We start from the raw sequence: 23353 nt of genomic DNA on the forward strand, positions 1-23353 counted from the left end.
GGATTACGAATAATTTTGATTTAAAAGAATTTACCTACTTAATTCGTAAATTTTTTTTTTCACGCCATATGCGGTGAATACTGCGTTTTTGTTATAATTTTCTTCGTCGGGGTGTTTTTTTTATGTTTATTTAACAAATTATTTAGAGATAAAATTTGTTGTTAAAAGTATAATTTGTAGGTTTACTCTTCGCAACCATTTGTTAACCAAAATATAATACATTATGAGAATAAAATTACTTAGTTTATTTATGTTATTACTAATCATTCCCCTGTGGGCTCAGAAGGGAAGTGATGCTGATTTTACTATCTCCATTAATGGAAATAGGATTCCAACAACAGCTAATTTTAAACAACAGTTTAAAGATAAAAAAATTACAAGCAAACAAAATCCCAAAACGGAGTACACTTTATTGCAGTTTACAAAAATTCCATCTTTAGACGAGCAGCAAAAATTAAAAAGTCAGGGAATAACTTTGCTAAGTTATTTATCTAACAATGCTTATTATGCTTCAATTTCTTCTGACTTTTACAGCAAAAGCACTGCATCTGATAATATAAGAGCAACAATTGCAATAGATCCGCATTATAAATTAGATCCAATGGTTGTTGATAACGCTATTCCGGATTATGCCGCAGAAGGTGGTAACGGAATCAAAGTGGTGGTTAGCTATTTTGAAGGTGTTGATAATAAACTTATTGCAAATGATTTAGCAGGTTTATTTATCAAAAGCAGTAAAAATGTATCAGAATTCAATCAATTGTACTTATCTGCTTCTAAGGAGAAACTGGAAGAAATTGCCAAACTAAATTGGGTTCAGAACATAGAACTAGTTCCGGCTCCGGTGGAAAGTGATAATAAACCAGGTTTAACTTCGCATAAAGCGAATGTATTAGGATCCGCAATTCCGGGATTAGGATATGGATTAACAGGAAAAGGGGTTAAAGTGGGTATTTGGGATGGAAATCTTGAACAGCATAAAGACCATACCGGACGTGTTATTAATAGAGAATATGAATATAATTCATCACACGGAGATCACGTTTCAGGAACTATTGGAGGTGCAGGTTTATTAGACCCAAGAGCGAGAGGAATGGCGCCTGAAGTTCAAATGTACGGATGGAATTTTAATACTCAGTCCAATCAATTAACAGTTCAGCAGGAAAGGGTTATTGCTGCTAATCAGGATGGTATTGAAATTACGTCAAATTCTTTTGGGGTAAATTTAACTTCGGGATATAATACCAGACGTTATGATGCAGGTGACTATGGCGATGATCAGGTTACCAACTTGTTTCCTTATCTTTTAACGATTTATTCTAACGGAAATGCACAAACGGCATATCCGGGAGGATTTAATACTTCTACAAAAAATTCTAAAAACGCACTGCATGTTGCTGCTAATAATCCTGATGATTTAATTAGTAGTTACAGTAGCTTCGGACCTACGATTGACGGACGTTTAGTTCCTCAAATTGCTGCTGTTGGAAGTGATGTTTATTCATTAGATTACAGCAACTCTTATCAGGTAATGAGCGGAACATCTATGGCAACTCCAGGAACTACTGGAACTGTAGCTTTGCTTTATGAAAGATATAAAAATATTTACGGCACAAAACCTTTGGCTTCCTTAATGAAAGCTTTAGTAACAAATACTGCTAAAGATGCTGGTAATCCGGGTCCTGATTATAAATACGGATTTGGAAACTTAAATGGTCTTAGAGCTGTTAAAGCCTTAGATAACAAAAACTTTTATACGGCAAGTGTCGCTAATGCGGCCACTTACGAAAAAGATATCGTAGTTCCTGCGGGACTTGTTACACTAAAAGTTATGCTAGCGTATACAGATATACAAGGTACGCCGGGAGCAACTTCGATTCAGATAAATGATTTAGATATTAAAATCGTAAAAGATGGTACAACAACTTTACCATGGGTTTTAAATCCAACTGCACCAAATGCTAATGCTGCGCGCGGAGTTGACAATATGAACAATATTGAGCAAATAACTTTAGATAATCCTGCAGCAGGAACGTATAAAATAATTGTTACAGGTACAAAAGTTCCACTTGCTACTCAGGAATTTTCTGTAGTGTATGATTATGTGGCTCCTGAATTAATTTTGACTTATCCTATTGGAGGAGAAAAATTCAATACAGAAACTACAGAATATATTCGTTGGGATTATGAAGGAGAACCTAAAAACTTTACTCTTGAATATTCAGTTGACGGCGGAATTAACTATCAGTTAATAGCAAAAGATATTCCATCAGCAGCTAGGAATTTTGCATGGAAAGTTCCTGCGGGAATTGTTGCTAATGCAAAAATCAGAGTTATTGCGGGAACAAAAGTTGACGCTTCAACAGCTATTTTTAATATTATACCAGAACCTAAAAATTTAGTTATTGCACCATCTGTTTGTGGTACATCATCTTATAAAATGGATTGGGATCCAATTGCAGGAGCTAAATATGAAGTTTTAAAAATGAATGGATACAAGTTTGACGTTGTAGCAACTGTTACGGATCCTACTTATACATTTACAAATCTTACTTCGGGAACTGATAACTGGTTTTCAGTACGAACTGTAGATATTGCAACAGGAATTGTTTCTGAAAGAGTTAGAGCTGTAAATGTAGAGCCGGTTTCTGCACCAGTAATCAATGCTGTAACCTTACCTTTTGTTGAAAATTTTAATTCAAGAAAAGCAACTAACTACGTTTTTTCAAAAGGAACAACAGGAATTGTAAAATACGAATATATTGATGCTAATTTCTTAGATGGAGCAAAAATGGCTGGATCAGGTGACGTATCTGCATCTCCGTGGGTTGCCAGCACATCAGCAAACGCTTTTGCAAATAATCCTAATTTTATTAAAAAAGTATCTTTTTGTGATATTGATGCCTCAACACTTGCAGGAAAAGCACTTCGTTTAAAATTTAATCTAATCTGGAACAGTGTTGGCGCAGTAAATAAAAACTTTTTCAGACTTGTCGTAAACGGAACTCCGGTAAACAGCTATGAAAATGTAGCAGTTTACGGTGGAACTGCTTTAGCAGGAAATACGGAATTAATATATGATTTATCTGCGTATGCCGGCACTACATTTAGCATCGCTTTTGAGTCGGTTATGGATAATGATGTTATTGTGGTTAGTAACGAGAACGTTTATAGTTCAGTATTTATTGATAATGTTTCACTGTTTGAAGCTACAGCTACAGATCTTGAATTGTCCTCTTTAATTCCTAATACAGGAGTTACAGCTGCCGAAACAGTAAAAGTAAAAGTGTACAATCACTCTCCGGTTGCAGTAAGCAATATTCCGGTTTCCTATAAAATAAATGGTGGAGCAGAAGTAGTTGAAACTATTCCTGGACCTGTAAATCCTTTGAGTGAAGTATCTTATGACTTTGTACAAAAAGCAGATTTTTCAGCTCCGGGTTTATATACGGTAATAGCAAATGTTAATTATACAGGTGATACTGTAATTGATAACAATACTATTGAAAAAACAGTGACAAATGTAGGAACTGATGTCGTAATAGGAACAATGCCTTCTGTAACAACTTGTTCGGCCTCATTTACAGATGGCGGAACTCGTTATGGAAACTATGGTGATCAGCTAACTCAAGTAATTACATTTAAGCCTCAAACAGCCGGAAGCAGCATTAATGTAAATTTTACAGACTTCGATTTAGAACAAGACTATGACTTTTTATACATTTATAATGGACCAACAACTGCAGCTACATTATTAGGTACTTATACAGGCGGCAATTTGCCACCATCATTAACATCTACTGCTGTTGGAGGAGAATTGACTTTCAGATTTGTTTCTGATCAGATTGAAAACGGAAGAGGATGGATTGCAGATATTACCTGTGTTGCAAAACCAGTAGTTAATGATGCAGCTATAGCTTCAATAGTTACTCCTGAAGTTCTTGGTAAAAAAACAAATGCACATGATATCACTATCAGAGTAACTAATTTAGGACCAAATGTTTTAACAAATTATCCTGTTTTTTATCAGATAAATGGCGGGGCAAAAGTTACTGATGTTGTTCCTACTATTGCAGCTTATGCAACTGTGAGTTTTACTTTTACAACAAAAGCAGATTTATCAATTGTTGATGCCACTTACACAATCAAAAGTGGAGTTGATATTGCCGATGATAATGCAACTAATGATACACGTGAAAAAATTGTTTATAACAAAAATGAATTGCCGGTTCACACTAATACAAATGGATACGCCATTGCGAAGTTAAAATGGAATGACATTGTAAATACTTCTGGAACTACTGCATATTCTGATTTTAAAGCAATCAAGATTCCAGTTTACGCAGGATTTACTTATCAGCCGGAAGTAACAATTACAAAACCGGAAACACCAATCACTAGAGATCAGTCAGCATCGGCTGTAGGAGTCTTTACAATGATTGTTATAGATTTAAACGGAGATGGCAATTTGACAGATGAATTTTATGCAGGAACTTTTTGGGTAAATACTACACCAACTTCTGCATCACCTGCAATCCCGTCAACAACAAATACCCACTATTTTAGAAATAATTTCACTTTAGTTGGAGGATTAACAATTCCGGCAGGAACTGTTGGAGGTGAAAAATTAATGCGTGTAATACACATGTTCCGTTCACCATCAGAATATTATAATGTTAATTTAGGACCCACTTTTGATGGTTTAACAAGTTCAAGAAGCGATTTTGAAGTAGAAGAATATACCATTAATGTATTGCCTTTTACAGCTGCTGATGCAAGTGTAGAAAGAATTGCAGCGCCAGTTAAACCAGGTAATGCACCGGTAACAGTTGCTGCTGTGATTCGTAATTATTCAACTACGGCAATTACTAATTTTCCCGTAGCCTATAAAATTAACGGAGGTACAGAAGTAGTACAAAACTTTACAGGTTCAATCGCTGCAGGAGCAACAGCTAATTTTACATTTACTACAAAAGCTGATTTAGGAGCGCCCGGAGATTATACAATCGATGTTTATACACAGTTAGCGGGCGATACAGATGTTACCAATGATGCTAAATCATTAGTGCTATCACATGCTGCAAATTATGCAACAAATGTTACAGGAACTTTTGATGGAGTTAATGATTTTATCAAAACAGATGTTACTCCAGCTTTAAATCTTACTAATAATTATACATTCGAAGCGTGGATAAATCAAAAAGCGCCAACAGTATATGGCAGAATTATAGATAAAAGTACAGTATTGGCATTTGTACATAATAATAGCAATTTATCTATTTACAAAGAGAATAGTTTAGTAGTTTCAATTACAACTCCTACAGGTTCGTATGTTATAAACACAGCAGTAAATTCTATTAAACAAAATACGTGGCATCATATTGCTTTTACAGTAAGTGCTGCTAATGTGTATACAGTTTATATTGATGGAGTTGCTGTTCCTTACACAAGCACAGGAACTGCAAATGCAGCATCTACAAATAGTACTGCTGCTGCCTACATAGGTAATAATGCAGGTTTAGCACGTGGTTTAAATGGTAATATAGACGAAGTTCGTATTTGGTCAGTTGTTCGTGATCAGGCGACAATTGTTGCTAATGCAATGACAAAATATGTTGGAAATGAGCCTGGATTAGTGGCTTACTATTCTTTTTCAGAAGGAGATAAACAATTTGTTTTTGACAGCACAACTAATGATAACACTGCTGTAGTAACAAACGCAGATACGAATGGTTTAGGAGAAGGTAAATTTTGGAATGTACCAGTATTGTTACAAAAATTAGAATTTGTAAATCAACTTTCATCTTCGTATGATATTCCGACGAAAACTTATTCAATTCTGTTAAATGACGGAGCTGATATTACGGCTGCAATTGCTAATTATTCATTAGGAATGAATAGTATTGCAAAAATAAACGGAACTACTCAGGTTAATGGAGTTACGTCAAACGATTTTACAAATCCGGTCACTTTAACAGTAGAAGGTGTTGGTTTCAATACCGGAATCACTGAAACATATACGATTAAAGTAATTACAGGATTAAGTAATGAAAGTAAATTACTTGCTTATGACTTTAAAACAGCATCAAATCCAGGTTTAGTTCAGGAAATCAATACAGATATAGTTGGAAATAATGCTACAAAAACAGTTCCATTTGGTTACAATGTATCAAATTTAGTAGCAGATTTCGCTGTTTCTCCTGGAGCAGAATTGTATATTGATGGAGTAAAACAGTTAAATTCAAAAGTAACTGCTTCAGATTATACAAATAGTTTCCTGGTAACTGTAGTTTCAGAAAATAAACTATCACAAACCAATTATACGGTTACTATTAATGCTAAAAATTCAGAAGCAACTATTATCAGTTATTCAGTTGCAAATCAAGTAGGAGCAAGCGTTATAGATCCGGCATTAAAAACCATAAAAGTATTGGTTAATAATAATGCTAATTTGAGTGCATTAGTTCCTAATTTTCAGCTTTCAGATTTTGCTGCATTGCGTATTGGAACATATATTCAAAATAGCGGAGTAACAACTCTAAATTATACGGCACCTGTAGTTTATACTGTAACTGCTCAAAACGGAACTGTAGAAAACTGGACTGTAACAATTGAAGTTGCTAAACCAACGATTACTCTTTTAGGTAATCCAACAATTACAATTGATAAAGGTTGTGCATTTGTAGAGCCAGGTTATTCAGCCGCTGATAATTTAAATACAGACTTAACAGCTTCGGTTGTCGTTTCAGGTACGGTTGACGTAAATACTACGGGTCAATATACCTTAGTATATACTGTTAAAGATGCATTGCTAAATGAGACTATTGTAAGTCGTATAGTAAATGTTTCAAGTACTGTATGTACTTTAGGATTGCCTACAAATGCTATAAACGGTTTTGTATTGTATCCAAATCCTGTTACAGAGGATAAAGTTTACATAGAAACAGCATCAGCAGGAACAAAAAGTATTTTGATTTCTGATATGGCTGGAAAAAAAGTACTTTCAGTTCAAACAGAAAAAAATGAATTAAATCTTTCAGGTTTACAAACCGGAGTATACTTGATTAAAGTAGAACAAGATGGAAACACATCTATTCAGAAATTAATTATAAAATAAATATTTTTGATTAAACCATTAAAGCGACTACTTAGTAGTCGCTTTTTTTTTGGTATATATATTAATTGAAAATTTCTATTAAAGTATAAATGATAGTTTTTACGGATCAATCCCAAAACCTGTGGAAAGAAAAAAATTACCGCAGATTTCTCAAAGTTTTTTTACCAGGGAAGATGGATATAAACACAAAGTTCACAAAGCCAGGTCAACACAACTTTGTGAACTTTGTTTTTGTCAACAAACTCTACGATAAAAAACTTGCGCGCTTTGCAATAAAAATCACCCAGGAAAATATCACGTAAGGATTAAATTTATTTAATTGTTAAACCAGCAACTTGAACAATCCACCAGGTTTTTAAACCTGTCGGATTGCTATTTTATGCCAATTATGTTTTTCTACTTTTGTACGAAAATTACTTTTTATTTTGTAAATTAGACATAATCATTTGGATTTAAGCGAGTTAGTCCAGATTAGTAAAATAAGCGTAATCCGAAAAGCTAAAGAGTAGGAAAACAAATCAAATCAAACTATTATGAAAAATTTAAAAAACCTAAAAAACGTTGAAATTTTGTCTAAAAATGCTCAGAAATTTATTATTGGTGGGGCTAATCCTCCGTATGTAAACCCAACCATAGGTTTATGCGACAGATTATGTGGACCAGCGGGTGGAGTTTTATCCAATACTCCCGGTCGTGGAGATATTTGTTTAGAAGGTACATCAACTTGCTGTTATTGCAGGTAATAAAAGTTATACAGAAATAAACCCGACAGGTTTTAAAACTTGTCGGGTTTGCTATTGATTGGAATTTGGAATTTTATATTTGGAATTTTTATTCCTATCGACTATTAAACTTCGCCTTTTCTTTTATAATATCAGCGATTTTGCGGTTTTCAATTTTACTTTCAAGCCAGGAAATAATATCAAGATACAGGAACGCTCTTTTCTCGTAAGTGTTTTTCTCTAATTCAATAAAACGCAAACGCATTTTTATAAATTCCTTTTTAATATCAGCCGGATATAAGTTATTCAGGTTTCTTAAAAACTTAATGATTTCCTTTTGAACTTCATGTAAGTCGTTCATTTTGATTAGAAACTTATAAGTGTTTTTGAGATGATTTTCTAAATAATAATCTTTCCCTAATTCATAATGTGCAATTAGAGATAGTAATCTGGCAAAACACATTAAATCCTCACGCATTGATAAGTTCTTATTGTTGATGATCTTATCTAAATAATGAATACATTCAGTATAATTTTCATTTCCAAAATAAATCGAAGCAATCTTGTAATAAAACAACATTTCGTGATGTTCATCCAAGTGTTCATTGTGTATTTTAATTTTATCTAAAATTTCAGGAATCAAGTATTCACTTTCGGCAAAAGTACCTTCCAGAATATGTAAATTCAGTTTGTTGTTGTAAACATATAGAAATGATAGTGATGCAATGTTATCGTTTACCGGAAATTTGTCGTCGTGAATTGTTTTCTCTAAAAGTGTTAGATATTTCTTGAAGTTCGATTTATACTTCAGCATATAAAGTGACTCCAGAAAATAATGATTTCCTTTTAAGAAAAATACAGGATTCTGATAAATCATGTTCGGGTTATCATAAAATAATGTCACCCATTTGTACGCATATTTATAACTGGCAAGGAAATCCTGCACAAGGAAACTTCGCCAAAGATTAGCATTATAAAACCAGTATTTCTCCCGGAAACCAAATTTGGTTTCATCTAGTTTTGCAATGTGCTTGTTGAAATAATCATCAATGTATTTGTATTCATCATCATTTTTTACATAACCCGTTTTCAGCATGATTCCGTAAAGCTGAAGCGATAAATTTGATAATTTACTTGAAATCGTATTTCGGTAATTCAGTTCTTTAGCCTGAATCACCAATTCATCGGCGCGGCCCTGAATACTTCGGGTAATATATTGTGATTCGATTAATTTTTCGAATTCCACAATTTCATACGCCATATATTTTTCGTCATTTTCAAGCGCAATGATTTTTGTCTTATCAAGAATTTTCAAACTCTGTTTATATAAACCTTTATTATATAAAATACCGGCAAAATCTATTTGTTCACGCAATTGATACCGAATATTCTGACTCGGAATATTTAATCTGATACTTACCAGAATTTGTTTGTATAGGTATGATTTTAAGTTAGATAACTGAACTTTTTTAATGATTCCGCTCTTTAAAATAAGCTTTTCATCGTAGGTTTCGGATTTATCTAAAATATTAAATAATTCGATGAATTTCGTATTTGAACTCGTTTCTAAACGGCTTGCAAAAATCTTAAACTGCCTTTTTTCAGATTTAGAAAGAGATTTAATCAATACAAATAAGAAATCTTTTTGATGGTTAGCCATTGTAAAATATAATAATGTAACTTATTGATTTTTAGTTATTTAATACGTTATAAATTGTGTTATGAACAGTATAATTTCATTAAAATGAATTTCGTACTGAGGAAGTACAATATATATTTGTTATCAAGATGTGAAATTACATTAAATAAATGAATATGAATAGAGAGAAAGTTCAAATTTTTGACACCACTTTGCGCGACGGCGAACAAGTTCCAGGATGTAAGTTAGATACGAAACAAAAATTAGTTATCGCAGAAAGACTTGATAAAATGGGAGTTGACGTTATCGAAGCAGGTTTTCCTGTGTCAAGTCCTGGCGATTTTTTATCCGTCTCTGAGATTTGTAAAATTGTAGAAAACGCTACCGTCTGCGGACTAACCAGAGCTGTAAAAAACGACATTGATGTTGCCGCAGCTGCTTTAAAGCATGCTAAAAGACCTAGAATCCACACAGGAATCGGAACATCTGAATCTCATATACTCCATAAATTAAATACCACAAGAGAAGATATTATTGCCAGAGCAAAATACGCTGTATCACACGCAAAATCTTATGTAGAAGATGTTGAGTTTTACGCCGAAGATGCCGGCAGAACCGATAACGCTTTCCTTGCAAAAGTTTGTGAAGAAGTGATAAAATCCGGAGCAACCGTATTAAATATTCCTGATACAACAGGATATTGTTTACCGGATGAATACGGAGCGAAAATTAAATATTTGATGGAAAACGTAAAAGGTATCGAAAACGTAATCCTTTCCTGTCACTGTCATAATGATTTAGGAATGGCGACTGCAAACTCTATTGCAGGTGCTATAAATGGAGCAAGACAAATAGAATGTACTATTAATGGTATTGGTGAAAGAGCCGGAAACACAGCTCTTGAGGAAGTGGTGATGATTTTTAAACAACATCCTTACTTAAATCTTGATACCAATATCAATACAAGAGAATTGAACGAAATGAGCCGATTAGTTTCTGAAAGTATGGGAATGATCGTGCAGCCTAATAAAGCTATTGTAGGAGCGAATGCTTTTGCTCACAGTTCTGGAATTCATCAGGATGGTGTGATCAAAAACAGAGCAACTTACGAAATCATGGATCCGCTTGACGTAGGTGTGAATGAATCTTCGATTATCCTTACAGCAAGAAGCGGAAGAGCAGCTTTAGCTTACCGTGCTAAAAAAGTAGGTTACGAGCTTACAAAAGTACAATTAGACATTGTATATGTTGAGTTTTTGAAATTTGCTGATATTAAAAAAGAAGTTGTTGATGCTGATATTCATCAGATTATAGAAGCTGCTAAAATTCAGGACGAATTAGTTAGAAGCTAGGTGAAGAAGAGAATAGAGGAAAGAGAATAGAGGAAAGAGAATAGAAGAAAGACGAAAGAACAAAGAGAAAATATAAAAGATTTAAATACATAAAGAACGAGACGTTATGAATTTGAAAATAGCAGTTTTACCAGGAGACGGAATTGGACCAGAAGTAGTTGCACAAGCAAAAAAAGCATTATATGCGATTGGAGAAGTGTACAATCATGAATTTGTTTTTGAGGAAGCTCTCATGGGAGCAATTGCCATTGACAAAACTGGAAATCCATTGCCGGAACAAACCTTAAATCTTTGTTTAAACACAGATGCCGTTTTGTTTGGAGCCATTGGAGATCCTAAATATGACAATAACCCTAATGCAAAAGTGCGTCCGGAGCAGGGATTACTAAAACTCCGTAAAGAGCTGGGTTTATTCGCGAATATTCGTCCTATAAAACCTTATAGATCATTGCTTGATGCTTCTCCTTTAAAAAGAGAAATTATCGAAGGTGCTGATTTTACTATTTTCAGAGAATTAACAGGCGGAGCTTATTTTGGAGCCAAAACATTAAATGAAGAAGGAACACATGCTTCAGATTTATGTGAATATTCAGAAGAAGAAATTACCAGAATTGCACATTTAGCTTTTAAATCGGCACAAAACCGACGTAAAAAGTTAACTATGGTAGACAAAGCAAACGTTTTGGAAACCTCAAGATTATGGAGAAAAGTAGTTCAGAAAGTAAGTCTGAATTATCCTGATGTAGCCTTAGATTTTTTATTTGTGGATAATGCAGCAATGCAGATTATTTTAAATCCAAAACAGTTCGACGTGATTTTGACAGAGAACTTATTTGGAGATATTTTATCAGATGAAGCAAGTGTTATTACAGGTTCCATTGGTTTATTGGCTTCGGCATCTTTAGGAGAAAAAAATGCGCTTTTCGAACCAATTCACGGTTCTTATCCTCAGGCAAAAGGAAAAAATATTGCCAATCCAATTGCTTCGATTTTATCTGCTGCAATGTTGTTAGAGCATTTCGGTTTATTCAAAGAAGCCAATACAATTTATCAGGCAGTTGAAAAAGCAATTGAATATAAAGTTGTTACAATTGATTTAAAACCAGATTCAAAATTCGGTACAAATGCAGTAGGCGAGTTTGTTTCTAATTTTATTTTCAGCAAAGACGACTTATTATATTTTAATAATGACAATGTTCATATCGGGCAATCGACAATTGTTTAATTTTTTTATTAAAATAATGATATAAATAACAAGAAGTATGTGAAATGTTGAGATTTTATTTTTTTAGTCCTATTAGTTTTCATACTTTTGTGACACTAAAAAATAAATGATGCAAATCTCAATTATTATTACTTCTGTCGTTGTTGTCAATGTGATTCACACATATGCATCGGGAATGGTATAAATATAATTGAAAAACTATATTACAAACCTTCCAAATACTGGAAGGTTTTTTTTTGGAATAAAAATTAAAATAAAATAATACATAATGGAATTAAATAAGTACAGCAAAACCATCACTCAAGATCAAACACAACCTGCGGCGCAAGCGATGTTGTACGGTATTGGTTTAACTGAAGAAGATTTGAAAAAAGCACAAGTTGGTATTGTGAGCATGGGTTACGATGGTAACACCTGTAACATGCACTTGAATGATTTGGCAAAAGATGTCAAAAAAGGTGTTTGGGATGCAAATCTGGTCGGACTTATTTTTAATACCATTGGTGTTAGTGACGGAATTTCCAACGGAACTGAAGGAATGCGTTTTTCATTAGTTTCCCGCGATGTTATTGCAGATTCTATTGAAACAGTTGTGGGAGCACAATGGTACGATGGTATTATTGCTATTCCTGGCTGTGATAAAAATATGCCCGGAGCTTTAATCGCAATGGGAAGAGTAAATCGCCCGTCGATTATGGTTTATGGAGGATCGATTCATTCCGGAAAATGGAAAGGTGAATCTTTGAATATTGTTTCCGCTTTTGAAGCTTTAGGAAAAAAAGTAAAAAACGAAATCACACCCGAAGATTTTAAAGGTGTCATTCAAAATGCATGTCCCGGAGCTGGTGCTTGTGGCGGAATGTATACTGCAAATACCATGTCGTCTGCAATTGAAGCATTAGGAATGAGTTTGCCATACAGCTCTTCTAATCCTGCTTTAAGTCAGGATAAAAGAGATGAATGTCTTGCCGCGGGAGAAGCTATTAAAATATTATTAGAAAAAGATATTAAGCCAAGAGACATCATGACTCGTAAGGCTTTTGAAAACGCCATTACAATTGTCGCCGTTTTAGGAGGTTCTACAAATGCAGTTATGCACTTAATCGCTATGGCTCACGCGGTAGATATCGAAATTACACTTGATGATTTTCAAGCTATTAATGACAGAACTCCTGTATTGGCAGACATGAAACCAAGTGGAAAATACATGATGGAAGATATTCATGAAGTGGGAGGAATTCCATCTATAATGAAATATTTATTAAAAGTAGGATTGCTTCACGGAGATTGTTTAACCGTAACCGGAAAAACAGTAGCAGAAAATTTAGCTACTACTCCGGATTTACAAGACGGACAACAAGTAATTCATGAAATTCAAAAAGCGTTAAAACCAACAGGAAATATTCAGGTTTTATACGGAAATCTTGCTTCTGAAGGTGCTGTTGCAAAAATCAGCGGAAAAGAAGGAGAATATTTTGAAGGCCCTGCTGTTGTTTTTGAAGGAGAATTTGAAGTAATTCCGGGACTTGAAGCCGGAAAAATAAAACCCGGAAATGTAGTCGTCATTAGGTATTGTGGACCCAAAGGTGGTCCGGGGATGCCTGAAATGCTAAAACCAACATCGGCAATTATTGGTGCCGGATTAGGAAGCAGCTGTGCTCTTATTACAGACGGCAGATTCTCTGGAGGTTCACATGGCTTTGTTGTAGGACACATCACACCAGAAGCTTATGATGGTGGCGGTATTGCTCTGGTAAAAGATGGGGATTTAATTGCCATCGACGCTGTAAACAATACAATCAACCTGAAGATATCTGACGAAGAATTTGCAGCTCGCGCAGCAGCTTGGGTTCAGCCTCCTTTAAAAGTTACCAAAGGAGTTTTACTTAAATATGCCAGATCGGTTTCAAGCGCTTCTACAGGTTGCGTTACCGATAAATAATCCCCCTAACCCCCAAAGGGGGAATAAAAGGGCTTATTTTAAATATTAATAATAATTACACTTCTCTGCTCCCTTTCCTTTGGAGAGGGTTGGGGAGAGGAAAACAAAATATACTATGAAAATATCAGGGGCAGAGGCCGTAATAAGATGTTTATTAGCAGAAGGTGTAGATTTGGTTTATGGATATCCGGGAGGAGCCATAATGCCGGTTTACGATGAATTATTTAAATTTCAGGATCAGTTACACCATGTTTTAGTACGTCACGAACAAGGAGCGACGCATGCAGCTCAGGGATATGCAAGAGCTACAGGAAAAGTGGGAGTCGCAATTGCTACTTCAGGACCCGGAGCTACAAACTTAGTAACCGGAATTGCAGATGCCCAAATTGATTCAACTCCATTGGTTTGTATTACAGGTCAGGTTGGAAAACATTTACTAGGTTCTGATGCATTTCAGGAAACAGATATTATTGGGATTTCGACTCCGGTAACAAAATGGAATTATCAGGTAACAGAAGCTTCTGAGATACCAGAAATCATTGCAAAAGCATTTTATATTGCCCGTTCTGGTCGTCCGGGTCCTGTATTAATTGATATTACTAAAAACGCTCAGTTTGATGAGTTCGAATTTAGTTATGAAAAATGTACTGCAATCAGAAGTTATGTTCCAGTTCCGAAATTAAAATTAGATAAAGTTGCCGAAGCTGCTGCTTTAATTAATAGTGCTAAAAAACCTTTTATTGTTTTTGGTCAGGGAATTATTCTCGGTCAGGCCGAAGAGCAATTAAAAGCGTTGATAGAAAAATCAGGAATTCCGGCAGGATGGACAATTTTAGGACTTTCGGCTCTGCCAACAGATCATCCTTTAAATGTGGGTATGTTAGGAATGCACGGAAATTATGCACCAAATATGCTGACAAATGAATGTGATGTTTTAATTGCTCTTGGAATGCGTTTTGATGACCGCGTTACCGGAAATTTAAAGACTTATGCTAAAAATGCAAAAGTAATTCACTTTGAAATTGATCCTGCAGAAATTGATAAAAACGTAAAAACAGAAGTTGCCGTTTTAGGAAATGTAAAAGAAGCTTTGAATGCCTTATTGCCTTTAATTGAAAAGAATTCTCATGATTCCTGGCACAATGAGTTTAAAGAACTACTTAAAATTGAGGTAGAAACAGTTATAAACGAAGAGTTAAACCCAACCAATAATAAAGGTATTTCTATGGGTGAAGCTATGGAAATGATCAATAAACATTCAAAAGGTGATGCCATAATTGTTTCAGATGTTGGTCAGCATCAAATGTTTGCCTGTCGTTATGCTAAATTTAATACCACTAAAAGTAATATTACTTCCGGAGGTTTAGGAACAATGGGATTTGCTTTGCCGGCTGCAATTGGAGCTAAAATGGGAAGACCGGATCGTGAAGTTGTAGCAATTATTGGTGATGGAGGTTTCCAGATGACAATTCAGGAATTAGGAACTATTTTCCAGACAAAAGTTCCCGTGAAAATTGTCATCTTAAACAATGAATTCTTAGGAATGGTGCGTCAATGGCAGGAATTGTTTTTTGATAACAGATATGCTTCAACAAATATGATTAATCCAAATTTTGTCGCAATTGCCGAAGGATATTATATCAAATCTAAAAAAGTAACACAAAGAGAAGATCTGGATGCAGCCGTTGCAGAAATGATGGCATCAAAAGATTCTTATTTCTTAGAAGTTATGGTAGAGAAAGAAAACAACGTTTTCCCAATGATTCCAACAGGAGCATGTGTTTCTGAAATTAGATTAAGCTAGGGAAAAGTTTCAGGTTTCAGGTTTATTTTGTTTCAGGTTCAGCAACTTGAAACGTGAAACCTGAAACAAAAAAAACTAAAAAACAACATGGAAGATAAAACATTTACCATATCGGTATATTCAGAAAATAACGTGGGCTTATTGAATAGAATATCAGGAATATTCTTAAAGCGTCACATTAATATATTAAGTCTAAACGTTTCAGAATCAGAAATAGACAATGTTTCAAGATTTATAATAGTTGTAGAAACTACAGAGAAATGGGTTAAGAATATAGTAGGTCAAATCGAAAAGCAAATCGAAGTTATAAAAGCTTTTTATCATACAGATGAAGAGACGATTTATTTAGAAAATGCCCTATTCAAAATTGCTTCAAGCTTGTTATTTGATGAAAAACAAATTCAGAATATCATCAAGGAAAGTCAGGCAACAATTGTAACCGTTTCCCGGGATTTTTTCGTGATTTCAAAATCCGGAAGACGCTCTGAAATCGAAGAATTATATTCAAAATTTAAACCTTACGGCATTATGCAATTTGTACGTTCGGGCAGAATATCAGTTTCTAAAGAAAAAATGGAAATTTCGACACTATTAGAAACATTCAAATAGCATTATTTTAGTTTATCTATTAACCCAATTATTATAATTACAATTCATTAAATATTAAAAAGAAAATGGCAAATTATTTCAATACATTACCACTTAGATTACAATTAGAACAATTAGGAGTTTGCGAATTTATGGAGCAATCAGAATTTGCAGACGGAATTTCGGCATTAGCGGGAAAAAAAGTTGTGATTGTAGGTTGTGGTGCACAAGGTTTGAATCAGGGGTTAAACATGAGAGATTCCGGTTTAGACATTTCATATGCATTACGTGCAGATGCGATTGCCGAAAAAAGAGCTTCTTATAAAAATGCTACTGAAAACGGTTTTACTGTAGGTACTTACGAAGAATTAATTCCAACTGCTGACTTAGTTTGTAACTTAACACCAGATAAACAACATACTGCTGTAGTTACCGCCATTATGCCATTAATGAAACAAGGTTCAACTTTAGCTTACTCTCACGGATTCAACATTGTAGAAGAAGGAATGCAGATTCGTAAAGATATTACGGTAATTATGTGTGCTCCTAAATGTCCCGGATCTGAGGTTCGTGAAGAATATAAAAGAGGATTTGGTGTACCAACTTTAATTGCGGTTCATCCTGAAAATGATCCAAACGGTTTTGGTTTAGATCAGGCAAAAGCTTACGCTGTAGGAACTGGCGGACATAAAGCCGGAGTTTTGAAATCATCATTTGTTGCTGAAGTAAAATCAGATTTAATGGGTGAGCAAACCATCCTTTGCGGATTATTGCAAACCGGATCTATTTTATGTTTTGATAAAATGGTAGAAAAAGGAATCGATCCCGCATATGCTTCAAAATTAATTCAGTACGGATGGGAAACTATCACAGAAGCGTTGAAACATGGTGGAATCACCAATATGATGGACCGCCTTTCAAATCCAGCAAAAATCGAAGCTTATGAAATTGCAGATGAATTAAAAGACATTATGCGTCCGTTATTTCAAAAACATCAGGATGATATTATTTCCGGTGAATTCTCCAGAACAATGATGATTGACTGGGCAAATGACGATGTTAATTTATTGAAATGGAGAGCTGCTACAGGAGAAACTAACTTCGAAAAAACAGCTCCAACTGATGCTGCAATTTCTGAACAAGAATATTTTGACAATGGAGTTTTAATGATTGCAATGGTAAAAGCCGGTGTAGAATTAGCTTTTGAAACGATGACAGAAGCCGGAATCATTGAAGAATCTGCTTATTATGAGTCATTACACGAATTGCCATTAATAGCAAATACAATTGCAAGAAAAAAATTATTTGAAATGAACCGCGTTATTTCAGATACGGCAGAATATGGTTGTTATTTATTTGACCATGCTTGTAAACCATTATTAACTGAGTTCATGAAAAAAGTAGAAACAAACGTAATAGGAAAACCATTTTCAACTTCAAACGGAGTAGATAATGCAGTTTTAATTGCAGTAAACAAAGAAATTCGTCAGCATCCTATTGAAGAAGTAGGAGCGTGGTTGAGAGAATCGATGACTGCAATGAAAAAAATAGGATAATAAATTGGGAATTACCACACGTTCGAATGTGGGATTTGCACTATATCGCTGTTCTGAATAATATTTTGAATTAGTAAGCACTTATTAAGAAAAATGGATATAGAGGCATATTGCATTCACTTAACTTCTGCAAGCAAGTAAGTTAAGTGAAGCTAATCCCGAATGAGGGGTATATTTAGTCGTAAATATACTTTTTGAAGCTTCATTTTAATTATTTAAGATGCTGCTATTTTCAAAATAGAATAAAGAATTGTAATGCAGAATTACGAAAATTAATTGTTATTGAAATTGTTAAAAATAAAAAGGCATGGTATTTATTTATCGTGCCTTTTTTGCAACACGCTTTTTTAATCAAAAAAGCAAAAATTTATAGTATATACATAAAAAGACAATATTTTTTTTAATATGTGTTTTTATATGATAAAATTTATGAATTAAATAATTTTAAGAATACGCTGATATTTAATACATTTATAGAAAAATTCCAGAAACATATGAGTTATTATAAAATTGAAAATTTAGAACAATATTTTAAACATTACAATAAGTCAATAAGGGAACCAAGGAAATTTTGGGGGAAAATAGCAGAAGAAAATTTCACGTGGTACCAACAATGGGAGAAAGTTGTTGATTTTAATATGGCTGATGCTGAAGTAAAATGGTTTACAGAAGCAAAAGTCAACATTACTAAAAATTGCATTGATAGACACTTAAGTAAAAGAGGAGAAAAAACGGCTATTATCTTTGAACCGAACGATCCATCTGAAACTGCTTTACATATTACATATAACGAACTTTACGAAAGAGTTTCAAAAATGGCGAATGTTTTGCGTGAGCAAGGAGTTCGTAAAGGCGACAGAGTTTGTATTTATTTACCAATGATTCCTGAATTGGCAGTAGCCGTTTTGGCTTGCGCCAGAATAGGAGCAATTCACTCCGTTATTTTTGCAGGATTTTCAGCTTCGGCAGTTTCTGCAAGAATCAATGATTGCGAATGTAATATGGTAATTACTTCTGACGGAGGTTACAGAGGAAATAAAACTATCGATTTAAAGGGAATTGTTGATGAAGCATTAGATACTTGTCCAACAGTTTCTAAGGTTTTGGTTGTAAAAAGAACCAATACCGAAATCAAAATGAAAGAAGGACGTGACCAATGGTTGCAGCCTTTATTAGACGTAGCTCTAGATAACAGCGTTGCTGAAATCATGGATGCCGAAGATCCTTTGTTTATTTTATATACTTCAGGATCAACAGGAAAACCTAAAGGAATGGTACATACCACAGCCGGATATATGGTTTATACCGCTTATACATTTAAAAATGTTTTTAGCCACGAAGAAAATGATATTTTCTGGTGTACTGCTGATATTGGCTGGATTACAGGTCACTCCTATATATTATACGGTCCATTATTGAATGGTGGAACAACCGTGATTTTTGAAGGAGTTCCATCTTATCCGGACTTTAGTCGTTTTTGGGATATTATCGAAAAACATAAAATCACACAATTTTATACAGCACCAACAGCAATTCGTTCTTTAGCAAAAGAGAGTTTAGATTATATTCAAAAATATCCTCTAAAATCTTTAAAAGTTATTGGATCTGTTGGAGAACCAATCAACGAAGAAGCCTGGCACTGGTTCAATGACCACGTAGGAGATAAAAGATGTCCTGTGGTTGATACCTGGTGGCAAACAGAAACTGGCGGAATCATGATTTCTCCAATTGCTTTTGTTACACCAACAAAACCAACATACGCAACTTTACCATTACCGGGAATTCAACCTGTTTTAATGGATGAAAAACGCAATGAAATTGAAGGCAATCAAGTTGTGGGTAGTTTGTGCATCAAATTTCCATGGCCGGGAATCGCCAGAACAATCTGGGGTGATCACCAACGTTATAAAGACACGTATTTCTCTGCTTTCCCTGGAAAATATTTCACAGGAGACGGCGCTTTAAGAGACGAAGTTGGATATTACAGAATCACCGGTAGAGTAGATGACGTTGTAATTGTTTCTGGGCACAATCTGGGAACTGCGCCAATTGAAGATGCTATCAACGAACATCCTGCAGTTGCTGAATCTGCAATTGTTGGATTCCCACATGATATTAAAGGAAATGCTTTATATGGTTATGTGATTCTAAAAGAATCAGGAGAAGTTAGAAATAAAGAAAACTTATCTAAAGAAATCAATCAATACATTTCTGATCACATTGGGCCAATTGCAAAACTGGATAAAATTCAGTTTGTTTCCGGATTACCAAAAACCCGCTCAGGAAAAATCATGCGTAGAATTTTACGTAAAATAGCCGAAGGAGATTTTTCTAATTTTGGAGATACGTCAACATTATTAAATCCTGAGGTAGTAGAAGAAATTACAAAAGAAAGAATTTCTTAATTCAGATATAAATAAAAGTAAAAATGCCTCTTAAAATTTAAGAGGCATTTTTATTTAATATCATTTTTTACTGAGGATTCTTTTGAGTACCAATCTTTGTCAAAGTTTAAAACAACTGAAGTCTGACAAATGCATTATTATTTTTATTCTTGTCAAAGATTTGAACTTGAACTTTCTTATAGAACTTATATGGTTTAAATTTTCTTATTTAATTCCCAACCTCGATTTCAATTTCAAAAATAAAAGGGCAATTTTATACGCATCTTCAGATGAAGAATTTCTGTCGCTTTTTGGAATTTTATAGATTTCGCTTAAATCGTCTAAGGAAAATTGTTTGTCGTTAATATCTGTTAATTTGCGATACATCATATCAATGTCTAAAGCTTCGTTTTTCAATCTTCCGCAATCCAGACGTTCTAATGCTGCGTTGAGCATTTCGATATCAAAATTAATATGATGACCCACTAAAACAGCATTGCCTATAAAATTCACAAATGCTTCAATGGCATCTGGTTCAGGCATTTTGATCATTTTACTTTCAATAATGAATTCATTCGAAAGTCCGTTATCCTGCAAAAATTTGTATTGCAATAAAACAGCTTCAAAATTATCTTTTATAATGATGCTGTCATCAAGTACAGAAAATGCACCTAAAGATAAAATCACATCTTTATTCGGATTCAATCCTGACGTTTCAGTTGATACTACTACAAACCTATTCGGTTTTGTTTCGAATTTAGTCAGATAGTCTTTCCAGAAATCCGGATACTCTTTGCTGATATTTTTAATCCAGTCTAACATATTTATGAGAATTGTGTTAGTTGAAATTTACTCTTAATCAGTTCCTCAAGGTCTTTCATTGGGGTTAAGGCATTTTTTAACTTTTCTCTGTCAGTTTTAGACATTTCTCTGATATTGATATATTGTCCGGAATCGTCGTTTTTTAATCCTTCAACAGTTCTGAATTTAGATAATGTCAAAAATGCTTCGGCACAGCTTAAGTAAATTTCGGCATTTTTAGAATCTGTTATGGCTAATTGTTTGAATCTCAAATAGGTATTTTTGATTCCTTTTATATTAGAATTCAATATCAACAAACGTGCAGCATCAATTAATGGCATTAACGCTCGGGTTTTGATATCAAATTTTGTTTTATGCGGACCTTCTTCTTCTAAAATAAATTTTTTGAAAAAGCTTAAAGCCGAATTCTTTTTTAAAGCGTCATTCCCTAAAAAGTCAAAAAATAAAGTATTGTTAACGGCATTTTTGAAAATAACATTTTCAATTACTTCTTCGATTTTTGGTTCTCCAAAAACAATTTCATAATCAAAGAAAATACTACTTAAATCATTGCTGTTTTCACCTGGAGTATTCATCCAGCTATTGTACTGTTTTGTCCAGTCAGTCAATGATTTACACCATAGCATATTACTTCCCATATGTCCGTTTGGACAATATTCGTAGCCTACTTTTTCCAGGATAGCTGTAGTTCTTTTGGCTAATCTCAAAAAATAATCTTTTACTTCTCTGTATTTCTCAGGCGCAACATCTTCAAAAATTAAAATACTATCCTGATCTGTAAGCAATAATTGTTCTTTACGTCCCTGACTACCAATACTTAACCATGCAAAACGGGCAGGAGGTGAGCCTAAATCTAAAATAGACAGTTCGACAGCACGTTTTATAATCGCCAGATTAATTTCACTGGCAATATTGCTAATGTGAGAGATTGGAATATTTTTCTGAATCGAATTCTGAATCAAATCAGACAAACGATCACGTATTTGTTTTAAGTCCTTAGGAAGCTGCGAACGTTTAATTTCCTTAATCAAAACACCGGGATTGCTGGCTTGAGCAACAATTAAATCGTGTTCAGAAATAATTCCTTTCACAACAGATTTGCTCGTACCGTCTTTAGTAACACATAAATGCGTCACATTATGTTTCAGCATCAATAATTGAGCTTCTGCCAAAGAAACATTTTCAATCACAGTAACAACCGGCGAAGACATAATCTTGTCGATAGTTTCTGTAATAGGATAGCGGCCTGTTGCAATTTTTGAGGATAAATCAGCATTTGTTACAATACCAATTGGGTGGTTTTTTTCGCAAATCACAATATTATCGACCATTGATTCGGTCATTAAAATAGCAACGTCTTTTACAATACGGCTAGATTCAGTTGTTAATGGCGAATTATTATATACCAAAGATTGGATATATTGCATTTCTGTTTGCTGATCAACATAAAAGGCAGTATCAGAAATGAGTTTTCCCTGAGAATTCACATTGTCCTTAACATGACGTGAATTGATCGCGAAATTTTCTAATAAAAAGTTTAAAACATCTGAATTATTAGCCACAAATGGTCTGAAAACAGCGATAGGAATAGCATAAATAATACTTTCTTCACGTGCTTTTGCTGTCATCATATAATTATTCTTGGCAAAAAACGGACGTAAACCAAAAATATCGCCTTCATGACATTTGTTTATAAGAGTTTCCTCGGCATCTGCAATTGTAGTTAAATTTATGACGCCAGAAGCCACAACATAAAAACTATCATGAAGGGTATCATTGATTTGAAATAATACTGCGTGTTTTTCTAAATTGATAACACGAATATTAGTAGCAATATCAGATAATTCCTGAAAAGTTAAATTATTAAATGGCGGGTATTCTTTCAAAAAATCTGCAATATGCTCAGCAATTGTATTCATATATTTTGATAATTTTTTTAAAGTATCGAATGTAAAAATAATAAAATAAACTCTTACAATGAAAGCATCTTCAAGAGAATATATTTATTTTAAGATAATCTAAAAATTTCATGATTTACAAGCTCTGTAAATCAATTTTTGACGTTTAAAATATTTATAATTTATTGAATTTCTACAAAAGATCAGGAATCAAGATAGGGATTGATTCTAATTAATGATTTATCTTTTGTGTGATAGATTCTAACAAAGCTCAGGATTGAACTGGAGAAGGTTTTCGAAATAT

At 34.0% G+C, this 23353-nt stretch carries 12 protein-coding genes; 9 read left to right on the forward strand and 3 right to left on the reverse strand.

The window, feature by feature from the left end:
- Positions 1–223: 223 nt before the first annotated feature.
- Positions 224–7117, forward strand: coding sequence for a S8 family serine peptidase (locus ACHRVX_RS05805; protein WP_395330156.1), 6894 nt, complete (start codon positions 224–226; stop codon positions 7115–7117).
- Positions 7118–7650: 533 nt separating this feature from the next.
- Positions 7651–7860 carry a hypothetical protein gene (locus ACHRVX_RS05810; protein WP_395330158.1) on the forward strand — a complete coding sequence of 70 codons (210 nt, stop codon included), beginning with the start codon at positions 7651–7653 and terminating at the stop codon, positions 7858–7860.
- 94 nt (positions 7861–7954) lie between these two features.
- Here ACHRVX_RS05810 and ACHRVX_RS05815 read toward each other — a convergent pair whose 3' ends face one another.
- Positions 7955–9499 carry a hypothetical protein gene (locus tag ACHRVX_RS05815; protein ID WP_395330160.1) on the reverse strand — a complete coding sequence of 515 codons (1545 nt, stop codon included), beginning with the start codon at positions 9497–9499 and terminating at the stop codon, positions 7955–7957.
- 155 nt (positions 9500–9654) lie between these two features.
- Between ACHRVX_RS05815 and ACHRVX_RS05820 the strand changes: the two genes are divergently transcribed.
- The 7 genes from ACHRVX_RS05820 (at position 9655) to acs (ending at position 20350) form a co-directional block, all read left to right on the forward strand.
- Positions 9655–10830: a 2-isopropylmalate synthase gene (locus ACHRVX_RS05820; RefSeq protein WP_395330162.1), complete on the forward strand. Its 1176-nt coding sequence runs from the start codon at positions 9655–9657 to the stop codon at positions 10828–10830.
- Positions 10831–10936: 106 nt separating this feature from the next.
- Positions 10937–12055 carry a 3-isopropylmalate dehydrogenase gene (gene leuB / locus ACHRVX_RS05825; RefSeq protein ID WP_395330164.1) on the forward strand — a complete coding sequence of 373 codons (1119 nt, stop codon included), beginning with the start codon at positions 10937–10939 and terminating at the stop codon, positions 12053–12055.
- Between the two features lie 268 nt (positions 12056–12323).
- A complete protein-coding gene (ilvD, locus tag ACHRVX_RS05830; protein WP_395330166.1) occupies positions 12324–13997 on the forward strand; it encodes a dihydroxy-acid dehydratase in 1674 nt (557 codons plus the stop codon).
- A gap of 115 nt (positions 13998–14112) precedes the next feature.
- Positions 14113–15801 (forward strand): biosynthetic-type acetolactate synthase large subunit, encoded by a 1689-nt coding sequence (gene ilvB, locus ACHRVX_RS05835; protein ID WP_395330168.1) that lies wholly within the window; start codon positions 14113–14115, stop codon positions 15799–15801.
- 87 nt (positions 15802–15888) lie between these two features.
- Positions 15889–16410, forward strand: a complete 522-nt coding sequence (gene ilvN, locus ACHRVX_RS05840; protein ID WP_395330170.1) for an acetolactate synthase small subunit — start codon at positions 15889–15891, stop codon at positions 16408–16410.
- Positions 16411–16475: 65 nt separating this feature from the next.
- On the forward strand, positions 16476–17945 hold the full coding sequence (ilvC, locus tag ACHRVX_RS05845; RefSeq protein WP_395330172.1) for a ketol-acid reductoisomerase: 1470 nt from the start codon (positions 16476–16478) through the stop codon (positions 17943–17945).
- Between the two features lie 494 nt (positions 17946–18439).
- Positions 18440–20350 carry an acetate--CoA ligase gene (gene acs, locus ACHRVX_RS05850; protein ID WP_395330174.1) on the forward strand — a complete coding sequence of 637 codons (1911 nt, stop codon included), beginning with the start codon at positions 18440–18442 and terminating at the stop codon, positions 20348–20350.
- Between the two features lie 204 nt (positions 20351–20554).
- On the opposite strand, the gene ACHRVX_RS05855 is transcribed toward acs, so the two are convergent.
- Both ACHRVX_RS05855 and ACHRVX_RS05860 read right to left on the reverse strand, forming a co-directional pair.
- Positions 20555–21151: a PolC-type DNA polymerase III gene (locus ACHRVX_RS05855; protein WP_395330176.1), complete on the reverse strand. Its 597-nt coding sequence runs from the start codon at positions 21149–21151 to the stop codon at positions 20555–20557.
- A gap of 2 nt (positions 21152–21153) precedes the next feature.
- Entirely contained in the window at positions 21154–23070 is a 1917-nt protein-coding gene (locus ACHRVX_RS05860) for a DUF294 nucleotidyltransferase-like domain-containing protein (RefSeq protein WP_395330178.1), read from the reverse strand.
- Positions 23071–23353: the final 283 nt, after the last annotated feature.

The organism is Flavobacterium sp. FlaQc-47 (assembly GCF_044006475.1).
Classification (GTDB): Bacteria; Bacteroidota; Bacteroidia; order Flavobacteriales; family Flavobacteriaceae; genus Flavobacterium.

Bases quoted from the DNA above. Each gene is read 5' to 3' on its own strand.
- ACHRVX_RS05805 (WP_395330156.1), top strand. From the start codon at position 224: ATGAGAATAAAATTACTTAGTTTATTTATGTTATTACTAATCATTCCC.
- ACHRVX_RS05810 (WP_395330158.1), top strand. From the start codon at position 7,651: ATGAAAAATTTAAAAAACCTAAAAAACGTTGAAATTTTGTCTAAAAAT.
- ACHRVX_RS05815 (WP_395330160.1), bottom strand. From the start codon at position 9,499: ATGGCTAACCATCAAAAAGATTTCTTATTTGTATTGATTAAATCTCTT.
- ACHRVX_RS05820 (WP_395330162.1), top strand. From the start codon at position 9,655: ATGAATAGAGAGAAAGTTCAAATTTTTGACACCACTTTGCGCGACGGC.
- leuB (WP_395330164.1), top strand. From the start codon at position 10,937: ATGAATTTGAAAATAGCAGTTTTACCAGGAGACGGAATTGGACCAGAA.
- ilvD (WP_395330166.1), top strand. From the start codon at position 12,324: ATGGAATTAAATAAGTACAGCAAAACCATCACTCAAGATCAAACACAA.
- ilvB (WP_395330168.1), top strand. From the start codon at position 14,113: ATGAAAATATCAGGGGCAGAGGCCGTAATAAGATGTTTATTAGCAGAA.
- ilvN (WP_395330170.1), top strand. From the start codon at position 15,889: ATGGAAGATAAAACATTTACCATATCGGTATATTCAGAAAATAACGTG.
- ilvC (WP_395330172.1), top strand. From the start codon at position 16,476: ATGGCAAATTATTTCAATACATTACCACTTAGATTACAATTAGAACAA.
- acs (WP_395330174.1), top strand. From the start codon at position 18,440: ATGAGTTATTATAAAATTGAAAATTTAGAACAATATTTTAAACATTAC.
- ACHRVX_RS05855 (WP_395330176.1), bottom strand. From the start codon at position 21,151: ATGTTAGACTGGATTAAAAATATCAGCAAAGAGTATCCGGATTTCTGG.
- ACHRVX_RS05860 (WP_395330178.1), bottom strand. From the start codon at position 23,070: ATGAATACAATTGCTGAGCATATTGCAGATTTTTTGAAAGAATACCCG.